General features: G+C 38.3%; 9 protein-coding genes and 1 pseudogene. 6 read left to right on the top strand and 4 right to left on the bottom strand.

The features are described from left to right. Positions 1-313 (top strand): annotated as a pseudogene (locus RMY63_RS14580) (hypothetical protein); the annotation flags it as partial. A gap of 209 nt (positions 314-522) precedes the next feature. On the opposite strand, the gene RMY63_RS14575 reads toward RMY63_RS14580, so the two are convergent. Continuing rightward, the gene (locus RMY63_RS14575) at positions 523-753 is read right to left on the bottom strand and encodes a hypothetical protein (RefSeq protein ID WP_322729387.1); all 231 of its coding nucleotides are present in this window, start codon (positions 751-753) and stop codon (positions 523-525) included. Between the two features lie 39 nt (positions 754-792). Here RMY63_RS14575 and aspS point away from each other — a divergent pair, with 39 nt between their 5' ends. After that, positions 793-2580 (top strand): aspartate--tRNA ligase, encoded by a 1788-nt coding sequence (aspS, locus tag RMY63_RS14570; RefSeq protein ID WP_322729386.1) that lies wholly within the window; start codon positions 793-795, stop codon positions 2578-2580. A 327-nt stretch (positions 2581-2907) separates the two neighbouring features. Next, complete coding sequence (locus tag RMY63_RS14565) at positions 2908-3201, top strand: hypothetical protein (RefSeq protein ID WP_322729385.1); 294 nt, start codon at positions 2908-2910, stop codon at positions 3199-3201. A 252-nt stretch (positions 3202-3453) separates the two neighbouring features. On the opposite strand, the gene trxB is transcribed toward RMY63_RS14565, so the two are convergent. Further along, positions 3454-4824, bottom strand: coding sequence for a thioredoxin-disulfide reductase (gene trxB / locus RMY63_RS14560; RefSeq protein ID WP_322729420.1), 1371 nt, complete (start codon positions 4822-4824; stop codon positions 3454-3456). 320 nt (positions 4825-5144) lie between these two features. Then, positions 5145-5732, bottom strand: a complete 588-nt coding sequence (locus RMY63_RS14555) for an Rpn family recombination-promoting nuclease/putative transposase (RefSeq protein WP_322729384.1) — start codon at positions 5730-5732, stop codon at positions 5145-5147. A gap of 107 nt (positions 5733-5839) precedes the next feature. Between RMY63_RS14555 and RMY63_RS14550 the strand changes: the two genes are divergently transcribed. The 3 genes from RMY63_RS14550 to RMY63_RS14540 all read left to right on the top strand — a co-directional run bounded on the left by RMY63_RS14550 (position 5840) and on the right by RMY63_RS14540 (position 9536). After that, positions 5840-6406 carry a Uma2 family endonuclease gene (locus tag RMY63_RS14550; protein ID WP_322729383.1) on the top strand — a complete coding sequence of 189 codons (567 nt, stop codon included), beginning with the start codon at positions 5840-5842 and terminating at the stop codon, positions 6404-6406. Between the two features lie 205 nt (positions 6407-6611). Beyond that, positions 6612-7172: a type IV pilin-like G/H family protein gene (locus RMY63_RS14545; protein ID WP_322729382.1), complete on the top strand. Its 561-nt coding sequence runs from the start codon at positions 6612-6614 to the stop codon at positions 7170-7172. Between the two features lie 138 nt (positions 7173-7310). Then, positions 7311-9536, top strand: coding sequence for a tetratricopeptide repeat protein (locus tag RMY63_RS14540; RefSeq protein WP_322729381.1), 2226 nt, complete (start codon positions 7311-7313; stop codon positions 9534-9536). Positions 9537-9629: 93 nt separating this feature from the next. Here RMY63_RS14540 and RMY63_RS14535 read toward each other — a convergent pair whose 3' ends face one another. Further along, complete coding sequence (locus tag RMY63_RS14535) at positions 9630-13484, bottom strand: glycosyltransferase (protein WP_322729380.1); 3855 nt, start codon at positions 13482-13484, stop codon at positions 9630-9632. Between the last annotated feature and the right edge of the window lie 24 nt (positions 13485-13508).

The raw sequence follows: 13508 nt of genomic DNA, 5'->3' as shown, positions 1-13508 counted from the left end.
TGCGTTGGGAGTTCCTGCCAATCCGCCAAATCCAGGCGATCGCAATCAACGCCCACCCAGACCTGATTTAAAAGCCGCAGCAGCAAAGTTAGGAGTTACAGAAGCACAATTAAAGGATGCGTTGGGAGTTCCTGCCAATCCGCCAAATCCAGGCGATCGCAATCAACGCCCATCCAGACCTGATTTAAAAGCCGCAGCAGCAAAGCTGGGTGTCACTGAACAACAGTTGATCGACGCATTAGGTGTTCCACCTCATCCTCCTGGCGATGGCGGAGCCTCTTTCCAAGAAAATCGTCCTAATCAACCAAAATAGCTGAATATTATCTAGGACTTAGCCATTGACAAAAAGTTGATCTTGTGGTTGTGTTTTTACTTTCTATATAAGAGGCTGTACTACTAGTCTGTCCCATTAGTTTCGAGGGGTAAATAAGTTTGTAGTAAGGACTTTAGTCCTAGATTTTTAAGCACTGAAGTGCTTACTACGAACTCATCAAAATTAATGGGACAGACCACTACATTGTTCTAACTGAGGGTTTCAGTTTCATCAACGACAAATAGTCTACCTGCCTGACGAATAGCTTCGGGTTTGTGAGTTTGCAGGAACCTTAACACTCCAATGCCCAGGAATAGCCAAATTAAGACGACAACTGGTGCTAAGTGAAGCGGTGCTGGTGGAGGGGGATAAATGATTTTTTCTTTCACCAGAACTACTACAATTACTATTGATGCTAGATAATGGGAAGGCTTTGACATTTTCTTGCCAATCTAGCCCGGAAACAATAACTAAGACTTATGCGAACTCACTATTGCGGCGAACTCCGAAAAGAACATATTGGAGAAACTGTTACCTTTTACGGATGGATAGACCGTCGCCGCGATCATGGTGGTGTAATATTTTTAGATTTACGCGATCGCTCTGGAACTGTCCAAATCGTCAGCGATCCGCAACGCACCCCAGATTCTTACGAATATGCGAACGCCCTGCGAAATGAATATGTTGTCGAAATCACTGGTAGGGTAACACAACGTCCTGAAGAATCGTTGAATACCCGCATCCCCACAGGCGAGGTGGAAATTTATGCCGATAAAATTAAACTACTCAATGCTGTTCGCAAACAGTTACCTTTCCAAGTTTCTCTAGCTGACACCGAAACAGTGCGGGAAGACTTACGGCTGAAATATCGTTATTTGGATTTGCGACGCGAACGTATGGCGCAAAATTTGCAACTGCGTCATCAAATTGTCAAAGCCATGCGTCGTTATCTAGAAGATTTGGAAAATTTTATCGAAGTCGAAACCCCAATCCTTACCCGTTCTACCCCAGAAGGAGCGCGGGATTACGTTCTACCCAGTCGCGTCAATCCTGGTGAGTGGTATGCTTTGCCGCAATCACCCCAGCTATTTAAACAATTGCTGATGGTATCCGGTTTAGATAGATATTATCAGATTGCCCGTTGCTTTCGTGACGAAGATTTACGCGCCGACAGACAACCAGAATTCACGCAGTTGGATATGGAAATGAGTTTCATGTCCCAAGAAGAAATTATCGAACTAAACGAGAATTTAGTTTGCCATATCTACAAAACAGTTAAAGGTATTGAGTTACAGCGCCCTTTCCCCCGTCTCACTTATGCTGAGGGGATGGAACGCTACGGTAGTGATAAACCAGATACACGCTATGGTTTGGAATTAGTTGATGTCTCAGATATCGTCAAAGACTCTAGTTTCAAAGTCTTTCGGGATACTGTTACCAATGGTGGTATCGTCAAAATCCTCCCCATTCCCAACGGGAACGATGTAATTTCTAATGTCCGCATTAAACCAGGTGGCGACTTATTTAAAGAAGCCAGCGAAGCCGGTGCTAAAGGTTTAGCTTTTATCCGTGTCAGGGATGATGGCGAAATTGATACTATTGGCGCGATTAAAGACAACTTAAGCGAAGAACAAAAACAAGAAATTTTGCGCCGTACAGGTGCAAAAGCTGGACATTTGCTCTTGTTTGGGGCTGGTGATGCTGCTACAGTTAATAAAACTTTAGATAGATTACGACAAGTTATTGCTAGAGAATTTGGCTTAATCGATCCAGAAAAAATCAACTTGCTGTGGATCACAGACTTTCCGATGTTTGAGTGGAATGCTAACGAAAAACGCCTAGAAGCACTACACCACCCATTTACAGCACCACATCCTGATGATTTGAGCGACTTAAAGACTGCACGCGCCCAAGCTTACGACTTGGTACTCAACGGCGTAGAAGTTGGCGGCGGAAGTCTGCGGATTTATCAGCGAGAAATTCAACAGCAAGTGTTTGAAGCGATCGGTTTATCTCCTGAAGAAGCACAAAATAAATTTGGCTTTCTCTTAGAAGCATTTGAATATGGTACACCGCCGCATGGTGGCATCGCCTACGGTTTAGATCGTTTGGTAATGTTGCTAGCTGGAGAAGAATCCATTCGGGATGTCATTGCTTTTCCAAAGACACAACAAGCACGTTGTTTATTAACAGATGCGCCTTCGAGTGTAGATGCTAAACAGTTGAAAGAATTATACGTTGCTTCGACTTATAAACCAAAGTCTTAGAGGATGTTTGAAAAGTTATGAGGATTCAGAAGGCAGGAGAAACCCATGTTTAAAAACATGGGATTGTAGTAAGGAGCGGACGCGGAGTGTCTTTGCCTCCGCGCTTTGTATCAGGCAGAAAGTGCCGCGACGCTCGATGACTCGCTAACGCTGCGCTATCGATACAATTCTTTTTTTGACTGGGCAATAGTCCTAACGCATCCACATTGATATCCCCTGTACTTGCTGGTAGTTACACCTTTGTCTTTATTCCGTATTTTAACTGTTGTCTTAGCTGTTAATACTTAATTAACATGTAGCACAATATTTTTCATTATCTTAGTCATTGTGAAACCTCTTCTACAAACTTACTTAGAACAAGAAATCTGGATACTAGTAAGAGATAAGTGGTATTTCGCCACAATTATCGGAGTTTGGGATGATTTATTGTGCTTTAAACATAGAACTTACAACAAAGATACAGAGGAAGATACTTTCTGGGAAATGGTTGTGAAAATCAGTGAAGTAATTGCTATTGATAAAATTAGGTCTATTATTAGTAGAAAACCAGATATGCTTATTTCACGGCTACTAGAAACTGAGCAAGATACAAGCGATTGTCATCAAGATAAGGAATATTAATTAGCTCAATTTTGGAGTTAGGCTCATTCTTTGCACCTGTCTCAAGATGCAAAGGATGAGCAGTTGAAGTTGTCCGCTTTTTACATTTTTCCTTGTCTTACCAATCCGATTTGATTTTTGAAAAAATTTAAATATAGATAGGGTGCGTTACGCTTCGCGGTAACACACCCTACCCATACTTCAAAAATCAAATATCAGTCCTATATAGCGGGTATTGAGCAGAGTCTTGCCCAGTCCCCAATACCCACTATCTCAAAGATTACTTTCAATCAACTGGCGGTATTCACTCTTTTGCTTCACGCCTTTGACTTCCTTCACAAGTTCCTTATTTTTGAACAATTGAACCGTTGGCGTTCCTGTCACTCCAGCATTTTCAGCAATATCTCGGTCTTTGTCGATGTCAATTTCTACAAAGTGAATTTTGCTGTCAAATTCATCCACCACTTTATTTAAAATTGGCTTCAGGGTATGACAAGGGCCGCAACCAGGAGAGACATATTTAACAAGCAGTAAGCGATCGCTTTCATGGAACAATTTCCGTAAAGCATAACCTCCCTCATGGCGCGTCCCATCCAAATTAAATCCAGCTTCTTCCTCAGCTTCAGTCTTTTTGGCTGGCTGATGTTCTAATTCATTATCTTTTGTTTCTGGCTGTTGATGGAATTCTTGAATCAAGCCACTGGATGACAACCAACGTTCTGCCAACATCGCTGCCATACAGCCAGTACCCGCAGCCGTAATTGCTTGCCGAAACTCATGATCTTGTACGTCGCCAGCAGCAAAAACGCCTTCTACACTGGTTTCTACAGAACTGGGCTTAGTGACAACGTAACCTACTTCATCCAGTTCCAATTGTCCTTTAAATAGAGAGGTATTGGGAGTATGACCAACGGCGTAGAATAAACCTTTAGCGTGCAGTTGGCTCTCTTCACCAGTTTTAGTATTGCGGACTTTCACCCCTTCCATGTGACCATTACCGTAGATATCCACGGCTTCTGTATTCCAATGTACCTGGATTTTTGGGTTGCTCAAAACCCTGTCTTGCATGGCTTTAGAAGCCCGCATTTTATCGGTGCGTACCAACATATTTACTTTGGAACCATACTTGGTGAGGTAAATTGACTCTTCCGCCGCCGAGTCGCCAGCACCAATTACAGCCAATTCTGCACCGTGAAAAATTGGTGTCGCACCATCGCAAATTGCACAAGCGGAGATACCCCGACTCCAAAATTCGTGTTCGCTGGGTAAACCCAAACGCTTTGCTGTTGCACCCGTAGCAATGACGATGCTGTTGGTTTTTATTTCCCTTTCTTGCGATCGCACTGTAAATGGACGCTGACTCAAGTCAACTGAGATAACATCTTCAGTATATAGTTCAGCCCCCCAGCGCTCCGCCTGTGCCTTCATCTGATCCATCAGTTCCGGCCCGGTAATCCCTTTAGGAAATCCTGGAAAATTCTCAACTTCCGTCGTTGTCATTAATTGCCCACCAGGTAATCCCCCGGCTTGGAAACCTTCAAATACAACGGGTTTCAGGTTAGCGCGTCCGGCATAGATGGCAGATGTGTACCCTGCTGGCCCAGAACCGATAATTACCAAGTTTTCTACAGTTGGATTAGTCATGAAAATATATGAACTCATAACGACTACGCTTAATATAGCATAACAAATTATGATTGGCTACGCCAAATGGGAAGCGATCGCCAAATGCCTACGGGACTACGGGTTCAATAATTTGCCAAAGATGCTCTTAACCGCTAAAAGTTTTCTCGCAGATATTTCCTGATAACTTCAACATCTATCTCTAGCAATTCTGCTATTTCTTGAATACTCATACCTTTGTCAACACATTTTGAGACTAATTTCAATTTTGTCTTTGTTAAAATACTCTCGTACAATCGAGTATTTATGAATTCATCTAAATCAAGCATAGCTTCAATTTCCTATAAAGTAAGATTGGGAAACTTATAAAATACAATTGCTTGGATAAATGCTAGCACTTTCTTTTGAAGATTTTCATCGGGTAAGTCTTCTCGTGCCTGATTGATTAGCTGTTGGGCTAAGGAAGTAGTTTTGGCAGATACTTCTACAAATAGTTTGACAATTCCTATCCCCAAAGAATCTTCAGCCTTAGCAGAAAGTTCATTTAGATAAATGCAGCGTAGATGTTGTTCTACTAAAGCTTGATAGCGTGGGTGAGGTGGGGTTTCATGAATGCGGCGATCGTAGATAACAATTGCGTACCAGTCTGAGTTTGCGGGTTTATATTGACGAAAGTAAACAAAAATTTCCCCAAAAAGTCGTTCGTAAAATTCTTCATCTTTATAGGTTTGTAACTCTACAAAGTACAATGGTTCATTTTCAAATCCCTTGATAGTATCAAATAAGCCATCTAGACGAAATGATTGTTGCTTTATTTCAGGAGCAATAAATGTGTAGATATTAGGATTAGTATCAGGCTTGTCAATAAGTTCAAAAAATATTTGTGGTAGTTCCTTGATAAGTTCATAAAAAATTACATCTGTTTTCATTGATGCTACTAATGGCAAACTATACAGGCTTTTTTTGAATACAATATATTGTAGCTTTCTGAGAGTGCGGTACTTATGATATATATAAAAGTATTTTCTGTAATATTATGTCTTTCACCATTACAGACTTAGAGGAACTACAAACCGAGCATCCAGAATGGCAGATGGAGCTGGTAGAAGGGAAAATTATAGTTATGGGGCCATCAGATTACGAGTCAGAGGAAATTGGCACTCGGTTGAGTACCTTCTTGAATATTTGGGTAATGTCACGCAAGCTAGGGCGAGTAACTGGCTCTAGTGCAGGTTTCATATTACCTAGAATAGAAGAGGACGACTCGGAAAAAAGAAACCTGCGTGCCCCTGATGTGTCATTTGTTCGCGCTGATCGGTTGAAGAAGACCAAGCGCGACTTTGTAGAGTTAGTTCCAGACTTGATGGTTGAGATTAAATCTAAAAGCGACAGAATTAAACCGCTTGAAGAGAAGATTGAGTTATTTTTGCAACTTGGGTCTACAGTCGGTATATTGATTGACCCTGACAAATTGACAGTAACGGTTTATCGAATAAACCAAACTCCAGTTGTATTGGAGAATGGCAACACGCTCATATTGCCAGACTTGCTGCCAGGTTGGGAACTGGCGGTATCAGAACTGTGGCCACCTGAGTTTGAATAAGGCACTTCCACAATCGAAGTTGAGAATCTCGCCCTTGAGCAACACCATTGGCTCAGTGATGTTTGTGCCATTTGGAATACAAGGATTCTAGATTGTGTAACTGTATCTCCCCAAACTTTTTTTCTAGAGGTGATAGGAAAGCGATCGCAGTTGGGTAAGTTACATCTAGAACACCCAAGCAACCCCTACCCCTGGGAAAACACTTATGAAAACCGAATTAAAAGCCAAGTTTCTCCAACACATCCTCGACAAAAAGAAAGGAGATGAGGGTTTTACACTTATTGAATTACTAGTAGTAATTATCATCATCGGTATTTTGTCTGCGATCGCTCTGCCTTCTTTCTTGAACCAAGCTAACAAAGCCAAGCAGTCGGAAGCTAAAACCTACGTGGGTTCCATGAACCGCGCTCAACAAGCTTATTATTTGGAAAATAGTACATTTTCAACTTCAATTGGTAGTTTAGGTCTTGGTATTGCAACACAAACTGTAAATTACAAATATGACGCTGTTGCTGGGGACGCTAGTACAATAAACAACCGAGGAATAGTAAGAATTGCCACTGCGCCTCTCAAAGCCTATATTGGTGCTGTAGAGGTGACAACCCAACAAGCTACGAGTGAAGCTACTACCGTAGCTGTTTTGTGTGAATCTAAAGACGCTATGGTTAACAGTGGTACAAATGCAGATGCTGCTAGTGGAGCAGCGATTACTTACAGCGCTGGAGCACCTAGTTGTACTAGCAACTTCATCTCTTTAGCTAAGTAACAACCAAGGACAAACAGTATATAAATTGTCTCTCAACTAAATCTTTTCCAAAGTGGGTAGATGCTTCTATCCACTTTATTTCCATTATGTAAGTGTTTGAAAAGTATATTCCTCATAAAATTTACTCAGATAATTACAATGATTACTGATATATATAATTGGCAAAATCAAGCCGAACAATACTTCATTCAAGAAAAATATTCGCAAGCAGCACAGTTATACGAACAAGCAATAGCAATAGAACCAAATACTATTTCTTATTATTGGCATTTAGGGTTACTACTGCTACTACAAGGGCAAGAAGCAGAGGCTCAAATGACTTGGATGCTGCCAATAACAGAGGCAGATGAAGAACAGTTACCAATTTGGACAAATGAACTATTTCGATTTTTACAAATAGAAGCTGAAAGACGCGAAATTCTGGCAGAATATTCTCTAGCTTGGTTAATTCGCCAGCATATACGGGAAATTAATCCTATTGATATAAATAATTTGCTTCAAATTCTTATACTTTCTATCAAATTGGAAAAGTTTGAAGAAATTGATAATTTGAATGATTGGGGATTAATTGAAAGCTTAAATGCAAAAGAAAATATAGAAATCAATACCGAATTATTAATCCATTTATTAAAAGAATTATTAAATACTGTTCCCTTACATCCAATTAATCTAAATTTAATAGAAGCTAGTCTTCCTTATTTTTCTGATACTCATCAATGTTTTTCTCTACTGCTTCCTGCTGCTATCCAAATTGGTCATACTTTGCGGCAGCCTTTACTAGCAGCATCCTTGCTAGAATTACATTTACGATTGGAGCCAAATAATGTAGAAATTTTGCGGCATTTAGCGACTTTTTATCAAGACGCTCGTAATTATTCTCAAGGAATAGAGATAGCTAGATTATGTTATTCGCTATCAGAAAAATTGGCTGATAAAATTTTTGCACTCCATTTGCTGTTAAGGGGTCTAATGACAGCCGGGGGATATTGGCAAGAGATATGTACAACTTGCCAAGAATTAGAAACTGTGTTTCAACAGTTTATTAAAGCTGAACGAATTCCTTTAGAAGAAGGAAGAATCTTACGGTTGCTTACACCATCTTTTGCAATACCTCACATTAAAGATGCTCCTGCTGAGTTTCGAGCTATTCATAATCAGGTAGCTGAAATTTTTAACTTTTATATTAAAGCTTTTGCCCAATCAGAAGGAAAAATTTATTGTCACAAAAATAGCAATAGCCAAGATTTATCTTCCCCTACGAAGAAATTAAAAATTGGTTATGTATCTTACGCTTTAAGAAATCATTCTGTTGGTTGGCTAGCTCGTTGGTTATTTCAGCATCATAATCAAGATAAATTTGATATTCATACTTATTTTGTTAACTACACATTAGTAAATGACTATCTCCAAGAGTGGTATCTAGGTCAGGCAGGAAAACCTCGTCAATTAGGTATGAATGGTCTAGAGATTGCTGACCAGATATATCAAGATGAAATTGATATTTTAATTGACCTTGATAGCATCACTCTAGATATTACTAGTGAAGTGATGGCACTCAAGCCAGCCCCAATTCAAGTTACTTGGCTGGGATGGGATGCATCAGGCATACCTGCAATTGATTACTTTATTGCTGATCCTTATGTACTGCCAAATGATGCACAAGATTACTACACAGAAAAAATCTGGCGATTACCCCAAACTTACATCGCAGTAGATGGTTTTGAAGTTGGTGTACCAACTCTCCGCCGCGATGACTTGGAAATTCCTATGGATGCCGTTATATATCTCAGCGCCCAAAGAGGATATAAGCGCCATCCAGAAACGACAAAGTGGCAAATGCAAATTATTAAACAAGTACCTAACAGCTACTTTTTAATTAAAGGGCCTGCTGAGGAGGAAACAATTAAACGCTTCTTTTACCAAATTGCTGAAGAAGAAGGTGTAGATTGTTCTCGGTTACGATTTTTACCACAGGTTTATTTAGAGTCAGTTCATCGTGCTAATTTAGGCATTGCTGATATTGTATTAGATACATTTCCCTACAACGGAGCGACAACAACCTTAGAAACATTGTGGATGGGTATCCCTTTAGTGACAAGAGTTGGTGAACAATTTGCAGCACGTAACAGCTACACCATGATGATGAACGCGGGTATCACAGAAGGTATTGCCTGGACAGATGAAGAGTATATAGAATGGGGTGTGCGCTTGGGGAAAGATGAGGCTTTACGCCAGCAAGTGGCTTTGAAATTGAAAGCATCTCGACAAACAGTACCCCTGTGGAATGGTAAGCAGTTTACTCGTGAAATGGAGAAGGCTTACGAGCAGATGTGGCAAAGGTATTTGCAAGAACAATTAAGTTAGAAAATCTCTCATAAATGATAAAAAGCCTGATTTTCCACGGCTTTTTATGTGAAATGCTAAGGTATTATTCAGTATGACGATATTTGCCTACAGCTAGACAGGTGTCATCTCCAATTTGGATATGATTAAGTTATCCAACTCGCAGAATGGGAGATTTTCTGCTTTCGCTTGTGCGATCGCAAATTGATTATCTGTTGCTAAAGCAATTCGAGTATTAATTCTAGGCAAAAGAGTTTTCCATTGTGTATCACTCATCTTACTAAGCAGAGAAATTTCTGGCCCTTCAGTTATATCTACATCATCTTCCATGAGCAAATTCATCGTCAAAGACGATAAAAGCATATCGGCTTCTTCTTCAGAAATATTTTCAGTATCTATGAGGAGAGTTATCTGGCTTTTATCTGGGTGAGTAGTCAAAGTAGAAATGACACTTACTAAATCTTGATATAGTAGGTCTTCTGGCTGTAACCAGTCTGGGAAAATAACTAGGTTAATATCTCCTAAGCGGAAATTTTGACTCAGGGTATCTGCAAGATATTTACTAAATAGTTGTTGGAAGAGGTTGCCTATTTTAGCTGAGTAAGAGCGACTATCTAGAAAACTAGGATTAGCTTGCATTTTTTCTTTGATTTGGGCGCTCTTTTGTTGGCATAATTCACGATCGGTTCCGAGTGCTACTGCTAACTGTATATAAGACTCTTCACTATCTGCAACTAAACCAGGTACATCGAGTGCTTGCACCATTGCAGCCCCCATTGCAGAGCGAAAGCTAGTTCCCCGTCTAGCAATTACTGGTAAATTAACCTGTAGTGGTTCTATCAAAGAAGTTGTTCCAGCAAATGGAAAAGAATCTAGATAAACATCGGCAATTTTAAAGTATTCTTTAACTTCTTCGCGCTTTGGCACTGGCTGAGGATCTAAGACTATCAGCTGGTCTGCTGGTATTCCATACTTTGAAAATACTTTATTTAAGTGATTCATAAAAGCTTTTTTAGGATAACTGTTTGACCAATTTGGCCCAAATGGCAGAAGTACTAAAACGGAGTTGGGAACTCCAGAAATGATTTTTACCCAAGTATCAATTAGTTCAGGGATGATTTTAAAGAAGTTAGCACCAGAGATAAAAATAATTGCTTCTTCAGATATACCCAAACTTTCTCGATCAACTTTGACAGTTATATTTTCTTCTTCATTACCATAACTAAAGCAATGAGCAGACCCTTCAAGTTTTACCAACTTTTCTTGATATTGCTGTTGTGCCGTTGGTGATGGATCGGTTAGCGTACCAGAAATGTAATAATCTATATGCCGCATTCCTGTTGTTACCACAGATCCGCCACTTGTGATTTGTATTCTAGCTAACCGATGCATTGATAAGAAGCAGATTTGATTGGTTACTGCCGTCACATTGGTAGCAATGAATAATATATCGAGATCATCAGCACGAATAATATTTACCTGTTCTACTAAATCTTGTGGTAGTAGTTTAAAAGAGTTGGCGCAACTTTGGCAATATTGCTCTAGTTGATGACCAGTTTGATTAAGAGAGTACAAAATTACTTCAAAATCTCTACTGATATGCTCATAAACAGGAAGGTAAGCAAATGTTTCAGAACCAGGTAGAAAATGTGCAGCCAGGACACCCAAGCGGATTTTTTTTCTGGTTATAGGTCTATCAACAAACTCGTAATCTACCTCATAACCCTTAACTTTTAGTAAAGATTCTATAATTTCTGCACGTTTAACATAAATATCTTTAAGATTATGCTCATTAAAATATAAGGGGATGAAATTAGCAATGGGTACAAAACTATTAATTACTTTATGCCATAACTGAGAATCAGAATCTTTAAGTATGGATGTGTGTAAGTAATCAATCCATCCCTGGATATAGTAATAAAAATTATTTGCATCAGCCAGTTCTTGAAAGTTAACTGGGGCAGAAAATAGAAATTGTAAATAGTCCTTCAGTAACCAACTGGGTATGCTAGAGAGATCATGCTGTAATGGTAACTGGTCAGCACGGCAATACAGCATAGCTCCTAGTAAATTCTGAATTGCTTTTGGCCGGTCAAAACCTTGAGATATACTTTTAACTATATCATTAGCAAAAATCTGTTCTTCATTAGTCAAACTTTCATATTTGATACTACTATTCACTAACGTTTTATGTGTTTTACCTAGCAGACCCAGATACATCTCTGTTATCTGTTCATCTGAATAATTCAGGCATTCTTCTGCTATTTGTTTTCGCAACTCCTGCAATTGTGTATTTTCTTCACTCAAAGCTGCGTATCTATAAAGAGCTTGTTGTCTCGTTGCTTCAGGATATCGTTTATCACTATAAACTGTTTGAAATAGTTTTTTATAATCTAATAAAATAGCATCTTTTAAAGCAACATTTCGACGAGTTTGTTGTTGTGGATGTATCCTAAAGTGAGATAAAACTTTATCAACAAAACCGATTTTATATTGACTCATAATTCTGAGCCACATTTCTAAATCTACAAGTTGACAAAACTCAGAATTAAATAATCCTACTTTTTCAAAAACATCTTTTCTAATTAAGACTGTGCTAGGCTCTCCTACTTTATTAATTGGGCTGTCAAGTATATTTGAGTCTAGCAAAAGTTGTTGTCCTGATTGAATCAGCTTCAGTCTTGACCAAGCTTTGTGTACATCCTTAGCTTCATGATGCATTAATAAGTTTGAATCATATACGGAATCATGAGTATTAGTGAAGAGTCTTCTCGGCGAAAAAACCAAACCTATCTTTTCATCTTGTTCAGCCAAGCTAACCATTTCTTCAATAGCATTTGGTTCTAATAAATCATCTTGAAATAAAAATTTTACATATTTTCCTTTAGCTTGAGAAATACAAAAGTTCCAATTATTAGCTAATCCATATTTTTCATGTTTAATAACAAAAAATAATATCTCGCATATATTTTTTAACCTATTGACTATTTCTAGAGTTTGGTCATTTGAATTATCATCTGAAACAATAATTTCTATATTTTTATATGTTTGAGATAAAACACTATTGATTGCTTCTGCTATGAAATCTTTACCATTATAAGTAGGAATACAAATACTAACTAACGGCTCTCCTTGTAATATGCTACTTTTATTATCAGCAGTTATTTGCTGTGATTTATTTAATTCTTTATCTTTTAAAACACTAGTTAGTTGCTGAGAGTAAAAATTTATTGATATATTTATAATTTCTTGATATTGAAAACTCAAATTATATTTTATAGTGTCAAGCATTCTAATTGTTTCTTTTAGTTGCCATTCTCGGCTTTTATTAGACCATACTCCTTTTGGATGAATCCTATAGGCTGACATAACTTCATCAATATATCCAATTTTTCCATGCTGTGCATTTAAAATATGGAAAGTCCAATCTCCCATACTTTGTTCATAAAACCAATCAGGAAAATTTTGTACTAAACCAGCACGATACATTACTGAAGGAGTAGAAATAAAATTGTTTATTAATAAGTTTTCTATAGTAGACGTTTTTGGCTGATTATGTAGGAAAATTGCAGGTGAGTGACTGTTATCTTGCCAAAATACTAATACATTGTGAAAACATATAGCAAAATCTAGGTTTTTATCTAAAAAATCTACTTGTTTTTGTAGTTTTTCGCTTGAAGTCCAGTAGTCATCACCTTCTAATATTGCTAGATACTGACCTTGACAGGCTTTGAATGTATTTAAAAAATTTTTGTGCGCCCCTAAGTTTACTTCAGGTAATAATAAGCGAATTTTGTCTGAGTATTTTCTTTGGTATTCAATTACAATTTGACGTGTATTATCTGTAGAACAATCTTCACCTATTACAAGTTCGTATTCAAAATAAACTTTTTGCATCAATACACTTTCTATTGCTTGAGCAATAAAATCTTCATGGTTATAAGTAACCATTAAAACGCTAACTTTCATGCTTTTACCTCTAAGATGTAAATT

Source organism: Nostoc sp. ChiQUE01b (assembly GCF_034531255.1).
GTDB lineage: Bacteria > Cyanobacteriota > Cyanobacteriia > Cyanobacteriales > Nostocaceae > Nostoc.
This window is presented reverse-complemented; position numbering and strand designations above follow the sequence as displayed.